At 55.4% G+C, this 22,343-nt stretch carries 1 protein-coding gene; it reads left to right on the top strand.

All coding sequences use genetic code 11. The features are described from left to right. Positions 1-36 precede the first annotated feature (36 nt). A complete protein-coding gene (locus ACJJIQ_RS06190; RefSeq protein ID WP_445364037.1) occupies positions 37-22,245 on the top strand; it encodes a hypothetical protein in 22,209 nt (7,402 codons plus the stop codon). The last annotated feature ends 98 nt before the right edge of the window (positions 22,246-22,343 follow it).

Consider the following 22,343-nt stretch of genomic DNA (forward strand, 5'->3'; position numbering starts at 1 on the left):
GACAGAGTCAAATGGAATAGTTTTTGGGGAATCTCTATGGTTGCTATTATCAGCGGAGACGTACTGGGTCTTTTCAATAGTACAAAGACCGGTATCGGTTCAGCGAGTTTTGGTCAGGGGCGTGAGTCTGTTTATGTGAACGCCTCAACCGGCAACCTGGTTTTGCGCCAACAAGATGAATTTGTAGCGGCAGCTGGCCTCGACTTGTCCATGTTGCGCACCTACAACAGCCAAGGGCAGATGGATGGTGATAACAACGACGGTTTTCGCTTCAATTTTTCCAACCAGCTGATCAACCTGATTGGCAGTCCCGGGCAGACGGGTAGCCAGGTTACCCGTATCGGTGGTGATGGCTCAGAAACAATTTACCAGTTTGATGCCCATCAACAGGCCTATGTTTCAAGTGACGGCGCCGGTGCCCACGACCAAATCATTTATGACAGTGGCAGCAATCAATGGGTCTGGCGTGAGGGCTCAAGTCGCAGTGAAGAAGTATACGGTCAGGTTAATGGCGAATGGAAAATGGTGGCCCGCGTGGATGCCGAGGGCCGGCAACTGGTTTTTGGTCATAACAGCAGCGGCTTGGTCGATAGCATCACCGATGCGGCTGGGCAGAGTTTCACCATTAGCTACAGCGGCAGTAAAGTTACCGGTGTTAGTGTTAGCACCGATGGCGCTGCTCAGCAGCGGCTGTATTACAGCTACGACAGTCAGGGGCGGCTGGACTCAGTAACCGTTGACTTAACCCCACAAGATAACAGCATTGCCGATGGCAATGTATACCGTACCGAATACACCTATGACGGCAGCAGTAATCGCGTTCACACGATTGAGCAAAGCGATGGCAGCTACATGGTGTTTATGTACGTCGATGTCGACGGCCTGGGAGATTATCGGGTCAGTGAAGTGCGCAGTGGTCGCCACTCTAACTCCGGTCTTGCAGAAGAGTTGGATGGCAGCGATCGGCGTATCACCACCTATAGCTATGACCTGGAAAATAACACCACCAAAATTACTCAAGTGGTTAACCCCGAATCCGATGCCAGCAGCTGGATTGGGCCGCAAACGGAATTGGTTTTTGATGGCGCCGGACGGGTTATCGAATTAAAAGCCCCTGCAGACCAAAATGGCGTGCGCGAGAGTACCCAGTACAGTTATGACGATGAAGGTAATTTAACCTCAAAAACTGATCACAGCGGCAATACCACGGTTTACGAATATGACAGTCGCGGCAATCAAACCCTGCTGCGCGACGGGCAGGGCAATACGCTCGAGCGGGAATACGACAGTTATAACCAGCTGATTAAGGAAACGGTCTACTTGCAACCGGACCCCGATGGCGATGGCGAGGAAATGCCAGCAGACCCCCGGGTAACCCACTATGTTTACGACGACATGCAGCGCCTGCGCTATGTGGTAGGCCACGACGGCACGGTACAAGAGACCCGCTACGACGACGCAACCGCTACCGCGCGCACTATCAGCAGTATCACCTACTTGCACCACGGCTACTTTGATCAGTTCTTGGTGGATACCTACACCCAGGCAAGTGTCAGTTACGATATCGATTTTAGTCTCAGTGCCCTGAATACCTGGGCGCAGGAAACCCAGGCGGACATACTCAGTAGCGAACTAGAAAATGCCACGCGCAGAAGTGATACCCGTTTGGACTTCCGCGGTCAGGTCTATAGCGTTACTGATTACAGTACCGTGGATGTGAATGGGGACGGCGTTCTCGATGGTACTGAATCCACCAGCTATACCGTTTATGATGCCCGTGGCCAACTGCTGCATACCGTGGACCCCCGCGGCACAGGTGCTGATTCCTCCAGTTATAAAACCAGCTATGTCTATGACGGGCTCGGTCGTTTGCTCAGTAGTACCGATGCCAAGGGTTACACCAGCGCCAGTATTTACAATGACGCTCAGTCGCAGATTATCAGTACCGATGCCAATGGTTTACAGGTAACCCGCACCTACGCCACCAACGGCAGCCTGATTAGTGAGGTCTATCACGATACCCGCGAGGGCCTCAGTGCTCGCGGGCAGGTCCAGTATTTCTACGATCACCTCGGGCGCATTCGGGCCACTCAGGATGCCGCCGGAGCCGTCAGCCACAGCCTTTACGATGATAAAGGACAGATGGTGGCGGTGATCAGTGCCTCGGGCGCAATTACGGAATTCCACTACGATGCCGAGGGGCGGCAAATACAAACCACGCACTACAGCACCCCGGTGAGTGGCACCCAGTTGCAGAGCCTGCTGATTAAAGACGGCGATGCCCTGGTCGGTATTGAGGAGAGTGTCAGCCTGGAGGATTTGCGTCCGGCGGCCAATAGCAGCGCCGACCGCGCCACTTATCAATACTATGATGATGCCGACCGGGTGCGCTTCTTTGTCGATGCAGAGGGCTACCTGAGTGAAACCCTGTACACCGCCCAGGGCGAGGTGCTGAGCAGCACCCGATATAATCTTTATATTGAAGACCCCGCTGCAGAAACGACGGATTCGCTAGAGGCAAAATATGCCTCCAACGATGCCAGTCTCACAGTTGCCAGCCGCAGTGCCACTCACTGGGTGGAGCCGGTGCAGAGCTATGCCCAGGCAGATAGTCCAGGGTTTAACCAGCGCGACACCGCCAGTTATATAGGCAGTGTCGATCTGGATAGCAGTCCCAGCACACGCACCGCCCGTAACGATTACACGTTGTACGGCACTGTTTACCAGCGAGTGGAAAATACCCAGACAGAATCGGTCAGTGGCAGCGCAATTACCACCGCCTATACCCGTGCACCGGTACAGCCCTATACCTATGCCAGCAGCGCGATTGTGGCCGAGGAATATACGGCTATTGAAAACCATCGGGTGAGTGTTCTTAATGTGCACTCCAGTCGTTCCGCAGAGCCCCCTGCTGGGATGAGATTTGATGGTAGAGCGCTGCGCAATGTTGATAGTGCATTGACATCTACCGAGGATATGGATGTCTATCGCCAGCATACAAAGGTTAGTGCTAGCTCTAGCCGCACTGCGTTAGCGGCGGACGCTTTCTCAAGTGCTAGTGCTAGGACTGGAACGAATTATCCTCAAATTTTCCAACATTTTAAGATTACTGTGGAGGTTAGTCGCAATGACGGTGAGAGCCTCCCTAGTGGCTATAACGATACTTTTAGTTACACCTCCACTAGCCGTGATTTCGACGGTAGTATTAAGCTCACAGATCACTATGGCGATAATTTACCAACAGGAAGTTATGAAGTTAAAGTTACGCTAGAAGAGGTGTTTAAATATCGGCCTACTCCTCCACCAGGGGGATATGACAGTATTGAAGACCCTGAGCTTAGTAGTGAAGATGGAATTGGTATCGACGCGACAGAGTATTTACATCATTATACCTCGACAAAGTCCTTTAATGTTGGCTCATGGGTTGAGTGGACTGATCCCTCTACCGGTGAGAACCATCCTACCGTTTTTGAATATAAGAAGAGCGGTAGTAGCGATAGCGAATATTCGGAAAAAACTATTACGACCTTTGGCTCTCATAAAAATCGGGTCACATTTGATGGTAGTCTCTTCGATTATTACGATTTTAAAATTTCCTACTCACATAATGATAAAGCGAAAAATGTAGGGGTAGGAACTTTCCAGAGTACCAGTGATAGTAACCAGATAGGCAAAGACGTTGTTTTTTATGCACAAAGGGAGTGGGTTAGTAACTCTTCTGCACTCACCGGACTGAGTGTCGACAATGTGAAAACAATTGTTGCTACCACGGAGGACGTAGAAGATAGTTCTACTAGCTATAGAGCTACTACGAATGCCGGCGAAATTTATAAGTGGGACAGTTACGGAATCGTCAATCTGCGGATTGGGGCTAAGATTCCCGATGGGAAATATACGGTTACCCTGAAGATATTTTTGGAAAATGGTTCAATTCAGACTGTTACTTATGATTATGAGCAGGGCACACAACACTCTTATGATCGTACCAAAATTAAGTGGGCATCTACTATTCAGCCCGAATCCACTGATGTGGAATTTGAATACCGTCGCACTAATTCTGACGCGAACCCCTGGATAAGCGCTGCACCCTATGATGTGGATGAAGGTGCTAATCAACAGGTAACGCTCGATGTGCTAGATAACGGTGACTATGAATTCCGAATCAAATTTTATAAACAGTCGGACGAGCCGGGAGGCGAGCTAATCCTTCTGGGAAGTAGTACTGATACTTTTACTATAGATAAAAGTGGTACTTCCGATAATAACAGCTCTGTGGATGCTGATTTTGAGTTTGACTCCACCCGTTATATCACTCAGACAAACGCCTCAGGTGTTACCGACTACTTTAGTCGTAATGATGCCGAGACAATTAAGCGTGTTGAGGTGCGAGTGCGGGATAAGGTCAGTGGCGATCTGGTATCCAGTAGCACCGCTGTTCCCGCAGATTATGTGGCTTGGGTTGAAGAAAATGATGGTACCTTTAGCGGTTTTCTTAACCTGTCCGAAGACGGTGAGCTGGAGAATGGTCGCTATGAAGTAGAAGTCACCACTTATGATTTGAGTGGTGATGAAATCGACACGAATACTTTTGACTACGAGATAGGGGATCAAACTGAGTATCACCCCACCGAATTCCGCTGGCCCGCGAGTTCGCGCCCCGAGGGCACCAGTGTTATTTTTGAATATGAACATAGCCCCGGCGACTGGCGCAGTGTCTTGGTCAATGACGAAGGGAGCGATTTAAAAGTCGTACTCGGCGATGTGGATGAGGGTAGTATCACTGAGGGGAACTACCATTTCCGAATTCGCTACGAGAAAGACGGGCAAACAGTAAAGCAAACGATTGGCGATCCGACACTCACAGTAGATAAAGGGGTCGCGAAAACCAGTGATTTTGATTTCCAGTACACCACCGTTTCTCTACAGGAAGACACGGGGGTAGGGATTATTGGTTACCCGGTGACAATTGGTTCCAGCCCGGCCCTGCAAAAAATCGTTGCCGAAGTGCGCGATCAAAATAACCAATTGATCTCCAGCGCAGAGACCTGGCCCCAGTTGTATGGCAGTTATAATGGCGAAGTAAATTTATCGGTCGGCAGTGACTTGCCCCCGGGCCAGGCATACCGTGTCACCCTGACCCTGTATTACGACGATGACAGCACCGTCGGCAAAGAGCCCTTTACTGTCGAGATCGGTGAGCAACCGGCCCAAGACCGGGTGATTCACTGGTCTGATCCCAACCTGAGTTCCCACAGCTACTCCCGTCATACCTTTAACAGTGAAGATAGTTTTAATATCAATCACTGGAGTGTCTATGACACTAGTCCCGCAGGGGCGACTGTTACACAAGTTTATGATTCGCAGTTACAGCGTTCGGTGGTGGAGGTATCCGGCACTGGTACAGATAATGGATTTAAACTGGGAATAAATGAAGCCGGGGATTCCTGGAATATTACCGATGGTCGCGTGGTTCGCACTGAAATTCAATTTTCCAGTGAAGAGCATACGCGCCTCTATTATACAGTGACTAGTAGTAAGGCAAGCAACGGGGTTGCCTATGTCTCCTATTCCTCAAGCGTTAGCAGTCCCTCTATATCGATAAGCGCTACCAGCGGTTCGATCTTTTATAGCTTCCCTTTGGAGGCCCAGTACCGGGATGGCAACTGGCATGTCTTTGAGCGGGATATTGTTGCGGATGTGGCCTCTCTGGACCCCGATGAACAAATACAGAGTATTAATAATCTTCTTGTGCGCGGTAGTGGTCGTATCGGTCGGGTAGATATTGTCAATTGGTCCGATGCGGGGCTGAGCGCACAGAGTTTTTCCCGCTACCGTTATAACACGGCTGATAATTTCGACTTGGGGCAATGGCAGGTAGGTGATAATGATCCTGCTGGAGCTACGCTCACACAAGTTTATGACCCACAATTACAGCGTTCGGTAGTGGAATTCTCAGGCAATGGTACGGATAACCGTTTTGACCTGAGTAAAAATGCGGCTGGAGAAAGTTGGAATATTACCGATGGTGGTGTGGTTCGCACAGAGATCCAACACTCAGGTGAAGGAGACCTTGCTCTCTTTTACAAGTTAGGTAGTAGTCTTGCTAGCAATGGGGTTGCCTATGCGACATATCACTCTGGGATTACAGAACCTGAAGCTGCGGTATCTTCTAGCGGTACAATTTATTATAAATTTCCATTGGAAGATCAGTACTTAGATGGTAACTGGCACACCTTTGAGCGGGATATCCGTGCGGATGTCAATTCCCTCGATGCAAATGAATATATTCAGGCTATTGATAAGTTATTGGTGCGCGGCAGTGGCCGCATCGGCACTGTAGAAATTGACTCGGTTTTTTCCGCTCAGTCAGGTGGGCTCAATATTCCTCGCCATGTATTGAATAGCGGTGAAAACCTGGATGTTAATAGCTGGGAGATTTACGACAGCACTCCAGCCGGTGCAACCATTGATCGGGTTTACGATGAGTTCTTGCAGCGGGATGTCGTCGCTTTCTCCGGTACGGGGACAAGTAATGGGTTTAAGTTACATAAAAATGCCGCGCACGAAGCATGGAATATTAGTGACAGCGCTCAGGCCCGTATTGAAGTTAACTTGCAGGGGGATACTTACTTATATTTTTGGATTGAGACTTCGGAGGGGGGTGCCTACTTAAAATATAACCCCTTTATCTCCAGTCCTTTTACTGAAGTTTCTGAGTCGGGGACTATTTATTATAACCTCCCTCTAGACAGCCAATACCTGGATGGCAACTGGCATGCTTTCGAGCGTGACTTGCGCCAGGATCTCGCTACTCTGGCCCCGGATGTTGAGTTGTTAGAGGTCGATCGTTTCCTGGTGCGCGGCAGTGGCCGTATCGGTGCGATTACCCTCGGTGAAGCCGATGAAGTCACCTACCTGGAGTACCGCCGGGTTGGGGGGAGTGATGTTGTACGTCACTCTTATAACAACGGCGATAACCTAGATATGAAACAGTGGCGGGTTTCTGACTCTAGCCCGGCGGGAGCCACCGTGACGGAGGTGTACGACACCCAGTTACAGCGCAAGGTGGTGGAGACTTCCGGTGATAGTGCCAATAATGCCTTTTCGCTCAGTAAAAATGCCGATAGGGATTCTTGGGATATTGCCGATGGGGTCAATGCCAGCGTTGAGATGCAATATGCTGGTGAAGGTGAATATCGAATTTACTACAAGCTGGACAGCAGTAAGGCCGCCAGCGGTATCGCCTATGCCAAGTACGATTCAGAAGCCACAGAACCCTATATTCAAGTGGTTTCCGGCTATATTTATTATACCTTCCCCCTTGATGATAAATACCTGGATGGCAACTGGCACACCTTCGAGCGGGATATCCTCGCCGATATTGCCTATTTGGACCCCACTGAAGAAATACAGGCTTTCCACGAATTTACTCTGCGTGGCAACGGCCGTATCGGCACCGTAGAAATTACGACCGATACCCCTGTCAGTGGCGAAAATCCCTGGCAGCGGGTGGCCGTGCAGCAAAACGGAGACCACTTCAGTGCTAACCTGGGGAATGATCTCAGCGGCGATTACGAGTATCGGGTTGTCACTTACCGGGATGGTGTTACCGACTATGTCGGTTACACCTACAACAGCGCCGACAACCTCAATCTGGACCACTGGGATATTTACAGTAATAGTTCGGAAACGGCGGCGCTCGGTACGGTTTACGACAGCTATTTACAGCGGGAGGTGGTCGAGATTTCCGCTCAGGGAATCGATGATGGCTTCAGGCTCTATAGCAACACCCTTGACCAGGGTTTTGGGGTTACTGATGCCAGTACGGTGAGTGCCCAGATCAACCTGAGTGCTCCCGCCGTACTTTACTACCGCATAGAGACCTCAGCGGGCTCCGCCTATGTCGAGTATCGCTCGGATATTTCCGCTCCCGAAATGTACGTTAGCGGCGGCGGCATAACCTATTACAGGCTTCCCCTGGGGGCGGAGTACCTAGACGGCAACTGGCATACCTTTGAGCGGGATATCCGCGCGGATATCGCGCAGTTGGATGCAGATGTTGAGCTGGAGTCTGTGGATGCTTTCCTAGTGCGCGGCAGCGGCCGTATCGGCACCATTGAGATTGGTACTAATCGCCTGGACAGCAATCGCTACGGAGACAACGATCGCCTGCTGCGCAGTTTGTCTGGGACTTTCGCCGCCAACGACAGCGGTATTACCCCGGCCACCTGGGAAATGCCCACCTACCACCGCAGCACTGCGGAGGGCTATGCCGTTGAGGGCTACCTGAGTGCCGAGGAGGCGGCGGCGATCGCCTATATGGAAGCGGTGGTGATCGACAATGCCACCGGCACGGCCATCGGCGCCCCCGTGCAAACCTGGATTGATCCCGCCACCCTGCGCGATGGCTCCTTTGCCGGCCGCCTCAACCTGCTGATGGGCGCCACGCTGCCCGACGGCGATTACACCGTGCAGGTGACCCGTTACTACAACGATGGCACCAGCCTGGTGGATGACCCCTTCCAACAGCAGGTGGGGCGGCAGCTGCAAATGGTGGAAAACCCCCGTCTAACCCTGGCCCTGGACCCGTCCTACAGCGCCAGTGGGATGGAGCTATCCATTCGCTCACTGCCCGAGGGTGAGTGGGTCACTCTGCCGGTGGATGCAGAAAATGGCACGGTGGAGCTGGACAAGGACTTTTATGGCAGCGGTGTCTACGAATACCGCCTGTCTTACACCCTGGATGTGGATGGTGTTGCTGTGAGCAAGAGCGGCGAGGGCCGCTTTACCCTCGCTCCCGGCGACAGCTATACCCAATATCTCAGCGCCACGGCCAGTGGAGTGGACCTGGCCGATGCCCGTATCAGCCGCACTTTTTACGATGAGGCGGGACGGGTCAGCGGCACACTGGACCAGGAGGGCTATCTCACTGAGTATCGCTACAATCGCGCAGGCCAGCTGGTGGCAACCACCCGCTATGCCAACCGGGTGGCCAGCTATAGCGAGAGCGCACACTGGCTGAACAGCGGTACCCTGAAGACCCTGCGCCCGGTGGTGGACGCGCAGAATGACCGCACCAGCTACTGGATTTACGACGCCCAGGGTCGCGAAGTTGCCGAGATTGATGCAGAGGGTTACCTCTCCGAGCACCAGTACGATGTCGCCGGCAACCGGGTTAAAACCATTCGTTACGCCAGCGCACTCAACGGCCTCGACAACGCACTCGATGCGGTGAACGGCGATGCTTCGCGCCTCACCCTCAAGGGCCTCAATTTTATCCAACACCGTTTTAACGAAGACAATTTGGATCTGGGTAGTTGGGATATCTACGCCCAGAACTCCGGCAGTGCCACGATAGAGAAGGTGTACGATATTCGTATGCAGCGGGAAGTGGTGGAGCTTTCCGGTTCGGGCACTAACGACGGCTTCAAACTGTATAAGAACGCGGCGCACGAGCAGTGGAATATCGAGGGTAGTGCCAGTGTGCGTCTCGAGATGAACCTCAGTGCCCCCAGCCGGATCTTCTTTTCGGTGGAGACCTCGAAGGGTTATGCCTTTATCGAGTACAGCTCGCAGGTGACCAGCCCGGGGATCTATTACTCCTCCTCGGGAACTCCCTACTACCAGTTCCCCCTGGATGCCAGCTACCTGGATGGCAACTGGCACGCCTTCGAGCGAGATTTACAGGCGGATCTGGCCTCCCTGGACCCGGATGTGGAGCTGCTCAATATCGGCGTGTTCCTGGTGCGCGGCAGCGGTCGTATAGGCACCCTGGAAGTTACCACCGAGACCACTGGGCGCCTGGTCAGCAGTGATGACGACCAGGTGAGCGAGTGGCGCTACGACAGCCGCAACCAGGTGACCCACAGCACCGACGTCTACGGCAATACCAGTCACTTCACCTATACCGCCGACGGCCAGCTGCAGAGCAGCCGCAGTGGTCTCGCGATAACTTCCGGCTCGATCCTGGATAATTACCTGGACAACTACCAGGGCGATGCGACCTTTAGCGCCAATGACAGCGCCGCTCGCGACGCCCACTGGGAGTACGATGTACACGGACGGGTGACCGGTGAGTGGGATCACCTGGGGCGGCAGGTCAAAGGGTACAGCTACGATGCCGCCGGGCGGCGCTTGTCCAGTACCGATGCCAACGGTTACACCACCTATTATGCCTACACCGAAGACGGGCAACTGAAATATACCATTGCGCCGGTGTTCAAACCGGGCTCGGAGACCCTGGAGTGGCAGGTCAGCCAGCTGGCTTACAGTGTGTTTGGCGAGCTGACCCGCAGCCGTCAGTACGCCAATCGCCTCAGCGACAGCCTGCTGCACAGCTTGAACCTGAATGGCAATGCAGCGCAGTTGGACAGCTTGGTCGAGGGACTCGCCAGTGATGGGGACACCGTCACCAGCAGCGAGTACAACCAGCGCGGCCTGCTGATGAACAGCACAGACGGCGAGGGTTTTACCAGCACCTCTACCTACAACGCCTTCGGCGAGCGCACCCACCTCAGCCAGGCCATCGACCGGGCCAACAGCCGCTTTGCGCAGACGGACTTCAGTTATAGCCGCCGCGGTGAAGTGCTGACCAGTAGTACGCACCTGAGTTACGGCGCCTATACGGCGGTGACCACGAGCAGTGAGTACAACGCCTTCGGCCAGGTACAGGCGACTGCGGATGCGCGGGGCAACCAGCGCGCGTATTTCTATGATCGCCTGGGGCAGGTGGTCGAGGAGCGCGATGCGCTGGGGCAGAGCACCCAGCTGAGCTATGACGCCTACGGCCGCGTCCTGACCCGCACCGACGCGCTCAATCGCACCACTATTTATAGCTATGACGATGTGCGCCGTTCACAGAAAATGACCACTCCACAGGGGGTGCACACCGAAACGCTGTTTACCATTCACGGTGAAACCCTCGAGGTCTCCCTTTACGCCAATGGCAGCTGGCACCGCCAGGCGCGCTATGAGTACGACACCCAGGGCAACTTGGTCAGTACCGAGAATGGGCTGGGTGAGGCGCGTCGCAGTGAATACGACGCTGCAGGTCAGCTCACCGCCACTTTGGATGAGCGCGGCGTGCGCACCGAGATACGTTACGACCCCCAGGGGCGGGTATTGACCCGCACCGAGGATGTGGGTGGGCTCAACCTCACCACGACCCAACGCTACGGCCACCGCTTTGAAGAGACGGTGGATGCCAGTGGCAGCGTGACTCGCACGGAATTCGATCACAACGGCCGCGTGGTGCGGGTGATCGTGGATGCCAGCAGCGATAACTCGGGCCTCAACCTGCTCACTGAGTTTGACTACGACGGCCAGGGCAACCTGTTGCAGATGCGCGAGGGTTATCTCAGCGGCGGCGTGGCGGGCACCGCCAGTTACACCCGCACCCGAGTGTACAGTTACGACGAACTGGGACGGGTGCAAAGTGAAACGGTCGACCCGGATGGGCTGGCCATCGCAACTCACTACCAGTACGACCGGGATGGCAATCGCACCGCCGTGACCAATGCCCTCGGCCATACCAGCTATACGGTATACGACGCCGAAGGCCGCGCGGTATACACCCTCTCCGCCAGTGGCAACCCGGACAACCCGCAGTACACCCTGGTTCAGAGCCAGTACAACGCGGCCGGCGAATTGGTTGGCAAGGTGCAGTACGGCGCGTTCCTAGACAGCGCAGACCTGCCGGCGAATATCGCCAGTGGCGCCGCCCCCGAGGCGATTGCCGCACTGCTCGACAGTGGCGTGGCCCAGCGCAGCACCCGCTATATCTACAATGGCGACGGCCAGCTCACCTACACCATTGACTCACTGGGTCAGGTGAGCGAGACCCGCTACGATGTTGCCGGGCGCGTCAGTGCGGAGATCCGCTATGCGCACAAAATCAATCCGTCTACCGAGAGTGTCGACGACCTGGTGCGCGATACCAGCCTGGATCGGGAGACCCGCTACCAATACGACGCCGCCGGTCGCCAGACCCACCGCTTGCAGGTCTTTGAGCGGGATGGGGCCCAGTACGCTTATGTGACCGAGACCCTGTACACCGCCCGTGGGGAAGTGGCCGGAGAGATCACCTACGCCCGGGCCATTGCCCTGGCCAGTGAGACCACCGCAGACCTGGACCCCAATGCCGCCAACAATCGCCGCAGCCTCTTTATTTACGATGCCAGCGGGCGCCGCACCCACAGTGTCGACAGCCTCGGTTATGTGACCGAGACTCGCTATAGCGACAGCGATAACCGCGAGACGGTTATCCGCTATGCCAACCGAATTAGCGTACCCGCTGTCGCCGATTGGGGTAGCTTGCGCGCTGGAGATCTGTCTATTGGCAGCAGCAGCGCCACCGACCAAGTGTTCGTTACCCAGTACGACAGCGCTGGACGCAAAACCAGCATCACTGAGCAAGTTTGGAATGGCAGCGGACTCAGCAGCTTTACCGAGTACTACGGCTACGACGCTCTGGGCAACCGCACTGAGATCACCGATCAGCTCGGCTACAAGTCCTACCTCAGCTACGATGCCGCCGGTCGACTGACCCATCAACTGGTACCGCGCAATGGCTCACAGGGCTATCTGTCCACCTGGAACTACGACGCCCTGGGCCAGGTGCTGACCGAGACCCATTACAGCCAGGCGATCCCGCTGAATAGCGAACCCAGTAGTATCGATACCGGTGCCCTGGCACACGCCCAGGATCGCTCGACCCGCTACACCTATTCGGCCCGTGGTGAAGTGGTCCTCACCATTGACAGTGCCGATGTGATGACTGAACAGCGCTACACCGCCTTCGGTGAAACCTGGCTCACGATCGAGGCCAAGGGGCTGCCCGAGCAGCGGGTGACCTACCGCGGCTTCGACGCCCTGGGGCGGCTGGTAGAGGAGACGGCGGGTCTGCCAGACGCCGAGAGTGGCACCATTGCCAATCGCGCCACCCTCGGTGAAGCTGATCTCGGTCGGCACGAGCGCATCGCCACGACCTACTTCAGCTACAACCACTTCGATGAGTTGGCGACCCTGGTCAGCCCGAGAGGCGAGATCTATGTCAGCGCCCAGGAGCACGACCAACTGGGGCGCAAAGTGGCTGAGGTGGATGCCCGCGGTAGCAGCACCCACTCGGTGCTCGATGCCTTTGGCAATATCGTCGCCACCACCGACCCCAACGGCAATACCGGCATCTTTATCTACGATGCCAACAATCGTCTCACCCACCAGGTATTGCCCAATGGCGGCGTAACGACCTATGAATACGACGCCTTTGGCCAGGCTACGGCGGTGCGCAGCTACGCCGAGAAGCTTGCTGGCGATGTGGATATTGCCGCACTGGATGCCGCCGCACTCGACGCACTGCTCAGTGGCAAACAGGATGTGGTGCGCGACCGCTATATCACCAACAGTTATGACAACCGGGGTCAGCTACTTTCGACGACGCAATACGGTTACGACTTGATTGCGTCCCAGGCAATCGCCAGTGAGACCCGCTATGAATACGACGCCGCCGGCAACCGCACTGCGGCCATCGACGCCCTCGGCGCCCGCACCGACTACCAGTTTGATGCCCAGGGGCGCATTACCCAGGAAACTGGACCGCAGTTTGCCGCAGCGCTGAGCGCCCACAGCACCGCGACAAGAGAAGTGCGCGCCATTACCGAATATGTCTACAACGCCTTTGACCGGGTGGAGATGACTCAGGGGCGCTACTGGGATGTGAGTGCCGCCAGTGAGAAAACCGATTCCCAGGGCCTGCGCACCACCGAGATGGCTTACGACCACCGCAGCCGGATGATCACCTCTATCGGACCGGAGTTTGCCGCTGCCAGCAACAGTGCATTGAGCACCCCAGACTTTGATGGCGCGATCGGCCAGGTCACCCTGCGCCAGGTTACCGAAGTGCGCTACGACGCCCTGGGCCGCCAGGTCTACGAAGGCCAGCGCGGCCTGAGTGGAGCCGCACTCAACAGCGACGGCAGTGTCTCCGGCACCCAGCACGGCCAGATCCAAGCTGTCGCCTCGGTTTACAACCGCCTGGATCAGCAGGTACTGGTTTTGGATGCCGATGGCGGCCTCACGTTTAACGTGTATACCGCCGCCGGGAACCTCACCACGGAGGTCCGCTACGACCAGCGCCTGCACATCGACGGCAGCACCTGGGACGGCAGTGCAGCCGCACTGGATCTCGACAGTGCCTCCGGGCACTGGCGCCACGATGCCCTGGCGCTACAGGATCGCGAACTTACCACCGGGCGCAGCACGCACTTCTACTACAACGCCAACAACCTGTTGGTGAGAACGGAAAGCGACGAGGGCATCTTCTTTGACCTCAACAACCTGGTCGACCCGGATTCCACCAGCGGTGACCAGGGCGAGCTGCAAGAGGGCTTCAGCCACGGCAGCACCCAGGGGTATCAGGTAAGTTACGATGCCAATGGCAACAGCATTATCCAGATCGACGGCAAAGACCAACCCAGCTTTGCCCTCTTTGATGCCGCCGGCAACCAAGTGCTGGTGGTAGACCGCCTCGGCTATGTCACTGAATCTGTTTACGATGGTCTCGGCCAAGTAATCGCGCAAACCCGCTATGCCATGGCCCTCAACTTTGATGGCCTCGGGGCCCCCGCCGACAATGAGGCGCGCCACGCCTGGCTGGAGTCTCTTTACAATGACAATCGCGATGGTTTGATTGCCAACCTCACTTCTGAGGAATATGACGAAGAGCTGCGCACCACCGAGTATGTCTACAGCGGCCGCGGCTTGCTATTGGAGGAGCGCCTCAAAGGCGAATCCTTCTCCCGTATCAGCAACTCGGGCACCGCCCTGAGTCGCAGCCAGGTAAGCAGCGATTTGGTGACCCGCTACGGCTATAACGAAACCGGCCTGCAAGACACTGCGGTGCGCTACGACGGGGATGAAAATGCCAGCGACAGCCGCACGGAGAGTGTGTCTTACAACGCCCTCGGCCAGCAGGCACAAACTCAGGGCGCGGAGTACACCGACTACAGCGGCGACCGCGTGCGCGCCACGGTGAGTTATCACTATGACCTGTATGGCAACCGCACCGCAGAGACAGTGCACAACGACGGCGACCAGGTGACCAGCCACCGCTACAACGCCCTGGGCGTGCGCACCGAGACTCGCGATGCGCGGGAGAATCGCGGCGATGCCAACTACCAAGGCACCACGGAGTTTGTCTTCGATGCCTTCGGCCATGCGGTCTACCAGACCAGCTACCAAACCGATATTGACAACCAACAGACCCAGGTGGTGACCTGGCTGCAATACGACGCCCAGGGCCGCGAGACCGCCCGAGTGAGCAGTGCCGACCAGGCCGTAGGTGGCGGTCTAGTGCAGCACGATATCGCCTACAACACCCACGGGCAGATTGTTGGCAAGGGTATCAACACCGCCAACCGCACGGGCTTCGCAGAGCACCAGTACCAGGAGTACTTTGTCTACGACGAACTGGGTCGCCTGTTTAAAACCAACAGCGGCAATGGCACCCCGCGCATCTACTTGTATGACCAAAACGGCAACACCACGCTGGAAATCTCCGCCATCAATAACGATGGTCTGGAAGATGTCACCACCGTGCAGCAGGCGCTGAACGAGACCACCCAGAGTGAGACCCAGTGGAAATACAGCCTTTACGACCAGGAAGATCAGCTGATCACCGTAGTGGAGGCACCGCTGGATACCCCGGATGACAACCCGAACCTGGATGTGGGGTGGAATGTCGACAACGACGGCAGCGAAACCCAAAACGAGGCTAGCTATGGCGAGAGCAGTGGCAGTGTACCGACCGTAGGTGTCCGCAATCGGGAGACCACCCACTCCAGTAGTAGCTCCGTGTGGGTGGACCTGGGCAGCGAGGACATGCCGGCAAGCACTAGTCTGGCTGCCAGTCATGTACTCACTTTACCTGCGGCGCGCAGTAAAACAACCGAGCGCAGCAGTATTTACTTTGTCGACGATGAGGGGCGCGGTTATACCAGCAACCCCGGCGATGCCGAGGCGGTGGACAGTGCCAACTCCTGGTTGGACAACACCGATGAGCTTTTTTACCTCAGTGAGGGAGACCCTCGGCTCGAATTTGAAGCCATGGATCTTACTACGGAGCAGCGTCATGGCCTGGATGAATTAATTGGCAATGACGAGTTTCTATTTGATGGTAGCCTCAAAGAGACGCGCCGAGGGTATATAGAAAAGGATACCCTAAGATATGTCACCAATCGTGAGGTGACCCTGGATAGCGGCCGTACAATCACCGTACAGACGATCCATTTCACAGTGGTTGAACAGTTGCATGTTTTTGTACCCCTGTCCCACGATGGCGTCGAGTACGGCTGGCGCGAAGTGGTAGTGACCACCCAGAGTTATAACTACGACGTCACCAGTAATTTCCTGCAGGCCGGCGATGATGAGGCCGCTGATATCCTGGATGACGCTCAGAATAACCCCCTGGCGCTGATGCCCAGCCTGGATTGGGCCCTGGCAGATAACACCCTCAGTCTCACCAGTGCGGATGTAGCCGATGTTTTTGGCAGCACCGCCAAGGTGCAGGTGCTGGCAAAGAATGCCGAGGGCGCAGTGGTAATGGACAACACCCAGTACGACTGGAGCGACGGCATGGAAATTGCCCTCGCGCCCGGGGTGCACTCGCTGTCGCTGACTTTCCTGTCCCCAGATGGCCTGGTGCTGCACGCCGTTGACCTCTACAGCAGCGGCGCGGCGACACAGGAAGGGAGCTTTGGCCTGCCGGGCGAAGGAGTGGGCCTGGAGCATTTACCGGAGGTAAATACTTTCTGGCTTTCAGCAGGTTATAAGGCGTCCAAGCAGGGCAGTGGTCAGAGTATCGATTTGAGTTATTCCGATTCGCTAGCTACCAATGAGACAACCTATGGACTGCCTCCGGGCAGCGTCGCTGCCAGTTACCCGGGGCAGGTAGAGGCTTATGGTGACGTGTCGGTTACCTATGATTCGGTGCAAAGTGTTGTTCTGGGTTCTGAGCCGACTGGCAACGGTGATCTCAGAATGTACGAAATGCAGGCTGAGATCACTTTTACGGTCTCGGGGTTGCGGGATGCGACAGGCGCTGAGCTGAATCTATCCATAGGTGGCAATTCGGCAACGGTTATCGTCACCGGTAATGGCACTTTTACGATCGCTGCCGGTTTCTACCGAGCGGTTACAGAGAGCCGGCCAAACCCTGCCATCTCCGTGTCTATGAAGACTAACGACCAGAGCTGGGGGCATTACGCCGGCGACGGTGGTGCGACTTATACCTCGCCTGAACGCGTCAAGGTCTACGCTTTGCCGCCGGGCACTGAGTCCATCACGTTTGCGGCCGATGGCGAGACGAGGAAGGTCGATGTACCTACCGGGCAGGATTGGGTTTATGTCGACACTTCAGATATGGACAACAGTGCTACCGCTCTCGACTTCGAGCTCTGGGCCTACAGCGGCAACAACCAGACCGGGACCTTGCTCAATCACGCCAAAGGCCAATTTAATAACGACAGTGGCGGCTCGGTGAGCAATATCACCAACGAGGTGCTGAAAACTGTTGACACAAATACTTATACCCGCAGTGCCAGTTCCGATGGTGACGCGAATAGCTCGGTGTTCTACTCCCAGGTGGGCATGTATAACCGCCAGGCAGTCCGCAATATCGCCTTGCAACTGACTGGTGCCGCCAATGACGAGACACTGATTGCCCACCACGCTAGTTATAACGCCTTTGGCGAAACCGTGGCCTCTATCGACAACAATGGCAATGCCACCCTGTACCAGTACGACAAGCGCGGCAATGTGGTGCAGGAGTTGAAACCAGAGGCGGATGTCTACACGGAGCAGATGACCCATTTCCGCGCCCACACCGCCACTGTGTACGGCGTTAACGCTTACGGCGAGACGGTGATGGAAAAAGTGGCTGCGCAAGCCGCCGCAGGCGCCAGCAGCGCCACCCGCACCGCTGTCGACAACTACAACATCAAGCACGAGCAGGTGAGCTTGCAGGACTATGCTGCGGGCTTGTTGGTTGCCAGCCAGGACGCGGTGGGAGACTACGATACCCAGGCCTTCGACCAGGCCGGCAACCTCAAGGGGACCAGCCAACTGGCCTACCGGGCCGGCGAGCGCGGCAGCGGTACCGGTGCGCTCTACTATCAGGTGGCCTACCACTACGACGCCAATAACCAGCTGGTGCGGATGAATCGCTTCCAGGACAGCAGCCGGGCGATCGACTACAACTACGGCGCCTCCGCCTACTACGATGAGTGGGACTACGACGAGTTTGGCAATCGCATCCGCCATCGCAACGCCCTCTACGGCGACACCCGCTATGTGCTCAATTCCAGCTTTGACAATACGGGCGATGCCAGTGCCAGCGGCACAGTTGGACAGGAGACCTATCGCTACGACGGTCTCGGCCGGGTATTGGAGTACACAAGTTACAGCGGCCAGGTGACGGATTACGCCTACGCCTGGAGTGACTATGTCACGCGCAGTGTGCTCGCCGCCAGCGGCGAGCAGGCCCAGGACGACGCCATCCAGGTGCGCCTGGGGGGCTATATCACCTCGGTGGCCAGAGCCGGTATGGGCGGTACCGTCGCGGTCAATTGGAGCCAGAGCTCCCGCGAAGACGTGATTACTGATGTCAGCGACTACTTTGGCAAAGCGGTCTGGCACGACGACTTAGGTGGTCACCGCATCGAATACTCCTATAACTATGCCGGCTGGCTGTCGCGTCAGACAGGCAATACCGGTATGAGCGGCGACGCCCTGTGGGAGGACCGGAACAGCCAGGATATTCGCTACACCTATTACCACAACGGCAACCTGTTCCGCACCTTCGACTACGGCAACAACGGCCTGGTCGATGGGGACCAGGCCGCAGTCGGGGATACGGTGGCGCCGGCGGTGACCGAGTATCGCTATGACAAGGCGGGCAACCGCACCGGTGAGCTCTATTACCGCTCTAACGACTTGTATAACAACAACGGACGCGTGGTGTATCAGCACAGCAACGCTGAATACGATGAGCAGGGCCGTATTGTCAGCATTGAGGGCTATGACGAATACGGAAATGCCTACCAGATCGACTACACCTTCGATGCCTTTAGTAATCGCCGCAGTGTCAGCAGTGTTTACAACGGCCGCTATGTGGATAACTTAGACGGCACTATCGAAGGGGAAACCCAATCGTTCTATTACACCTACGACAAGAACAACCGCTTTACCCTGACCCTGGGCGAATTCCAGGACGGCCAGATAGTGATGGGAGAGAGTGGAACCGCGATCAGTTACAACGGCCTGGATCAGCGTTATCAAGCTGTGCGCGCCAGTGATGGCAGCATTCGCGAGCAGTACGCCTACGATGCCAATGGCCGTGTCACCACCGTACATATCGACCAGGGCAGCGGCTTTGTCTTGCGCGCCCAACGAGTCAATAACCATGCAGGGCAGGTGACCGCCTCTTACGAGTATGACTCGGATGGCACCCTGTTTAGTGTGACCGAGAATCATCACAATGCCGATGGCACCCTACTGGGTTACCAGACGACCCGCTATGACGACAGCGGTCGGGCGACCGATGAGGTTACGCGGATGCGCAACACCTTCCTCGGTGATGGCGCAACAGTGGATACCTCGATTACCAGGGCATACCCCGAAGGCGGTGCGGCGCCCACGGTCACCACCTTGCACAACAGTTACGAGAAGTGGGACACCTACAAAACTAAATCGGTAGTGATCAACGCCGATAACGCTGATCTCACCCCGGAGCAGCGCGCCCAGTGGGAGAGCGGTGAGGCCTACTACACCTATGACAGCAACGGACATATACGCCGGGTCTACGATGTGGCCAATGAAAGTGCCAGGGCTTACGTAACCGATAAAGAGGGCCGCACTCTGGTGCGCGAAGAGATTCGCGATAGCGGGGAAACTACACTCGGTCGCGAGATGCGTCACTTCTATTACTTCAATGGCCACGCCGTGGGCGATGTGGGTAATGACCGGGTACCGAGCCGCTACGACTATGTGAAAGCGCTGGCGGAAACTGACGGTAGCGGCAACCGCCACCTAAACGACAACGGCGACCATGTACAGGCGGTGCAATCGGCAGACTTTGACCAGAACTTCCAGCCGATCAACCCCAGTTACCCGGCCGCCAGCTATACCAGTTACGAGGCCCAGGGCGGTGAAAGCCTGCAAACTATTGCGGCCACGATCTGGGGAGACTCCAGCCTGTGGTACCTGCTGGCGGATGCCAACGGTCTGCGTGGGGATGAAGTACTGACCCGGGGGCAGCGCCTGGAACTGCCCAATGTAGTCACCAATATCCATAACAATGCCGATACCTTCCGTCCTGTAGACGGCAGCCTACAGCTGGGCGATATCAGCCCAACCCTGCCAGATGTACCGCCACCACCACCGGTTGATTCCGATGGTTGTGGTTTGGCCGTGATGATTGTGCTGGCGGTTGCAGTGGTGGCCGCGATCTTTTTGGGGCCTTGGGTGTATGGTGCGGTATCGGGTGCACTTGCCGGTGCAGGTCCTGTCGTTGCCGGAGCGGCGGGTGCCTTTGCCTCTGGAGCCGCCGTTGCCTCTGCCACGCAGGTAGCCAGTATGGCCGTAGGCTTACAGAGCGGCTTCGATTGGAGTGGGGTGGCCAAAGCCGGTGTGACCAGTATGGTGACTTTTGGTGTGATGGAGGGCCTGGGGAGTTTATCGGGTGCAGAGGGCAGTATTGGCAGCACATCAGGATTCCTCTCCGGCAATAAGGTGGGTGCCGCAATTACAGAGAATGCGATTGGCCAAGGCATCAATATGGCCTTCGATGACCAGCATAGCTTTAACTGGGGCGCGGTAGCCGTGGCGGGGGTTAGTGGTGCAATTCAAGGGGGAATGGATGGCAACTTTGAGTATGAGATGAGCTATGCAGCACGTACCTACGGCGCGGCAAACCTGAATAATGCCGAGGACTTCTTAACCCAGGCCTCTGATGGTTGGCAGCTGACCAAGACACTTCTATCTACTTCTATTAATGAAGCGCTAAATGCAAGCGTATGGGATCAGAAATTCAGCTTCGCGTCAGTGGCACAAAATGCTGCGGTTTCCCACCTGGGATACGCCCTGTCTGCACCGGTGCGCCAATCGCCGATCGCCGTTGAGCCCCTTGCTGATAGGGCTGTCGGCCAAGCAACAGAGCCTGCGCCTCAGCACGCTGTCGAAGTAGCTCAAACGGCCCAGCAAACTAAAACCGAAACGCAACTCGTCTTGCAATCCCAACCCGCCGCTGTGCACACGGCCGAGACCGATAGCCGTGTCGAAGTAGTTGCAGAGTCCCTTAATAATCAGCGTACGGAGATAGGTTTCTGCCCAGCGCCAATGGATGAGGTGGATTATGGAGAGGCGTTGGTGGGTAGTGTAGAGAATATCATTTTCGAAAATGTAGGAATATCCTCTGCAGAAAAGCACCTTGACCAAGGTATCGGCACTGGTCTACCCACAGTCGAGCCGAGTTTACTAGACTCTGCACTCTTATGGTCTAAAGAAGTAATGCATGATTTTGATGGCTGGCTGAATGATTATAATAAGCCAGGATCAGGGAGCATTGGTCTGACCGGAGATTTGCAATATGGGCCGTTTGCTGGTAGTAAATTTTCACTTGTAGGTTTGGACTCAGCGGGGCAATTATTCTACTCATCCGGCTGGGAATCTGGAGCAGCATTAAATTCGATGGTGATTGAAGGTGGAGCTCAATTGGTTGCTACTGTTGCGGATGTGGATTACCCCGAATATGCCATGGAGGGTGGAGAATCAACCATTATTAGCACTGAATGGGATGCATCCAAAAGTACTTGGGGGAAAGGCGCAAAAGGTATATTCAGCTCTATTCTGCGGACAAGGCAAGTTCCTGTAGACCCAATTTTTGGATGGGAGCACGCTATGATTCAACAGAAGAAAGGTGCGAAGCAGATAGGTAGCGCGAACTCACTGAAAATAGGGGTGTCTTTTGGAGTTCCAAATGTAATTAATAAGAAAAATGCAATGATTCCATTTGTGCCTGCAGTTGATGTGACACATGCATGGACAACTTATTCGAGTAAATTTGATGCCGGAATTTTTGGTAAAGCCGTATATGCTGGAGTGGTTCAAACACCAATAAATATTTTTGATAGTTTTAAGCCGGCTATTGATTTGGTTGAGTTCATGGTTGAGTTTGAGAGCGATAAAGAATGAGTTTTAAAGTAAAAATCGATATTGAATTTGGCTGTAAAATTAATAAATGGTTGATGGTTCTACGGCGTATGCCGTGGGACCATTTAATTAACAAATAG

This window comes from Microbulbifer maximicatervae (SeqCode), assembly GCF_052468295.1.

What these genes read in the sequence shown, in the direction of transcription:
- ACJJIQ_RS06190 (WP_445364037.1), top strand. Translation starts at nt 37, where the DNA reads ATGGTTGCTATTATCAGCGGAGACGTACTGGGTCTTTTCAATAGTACA.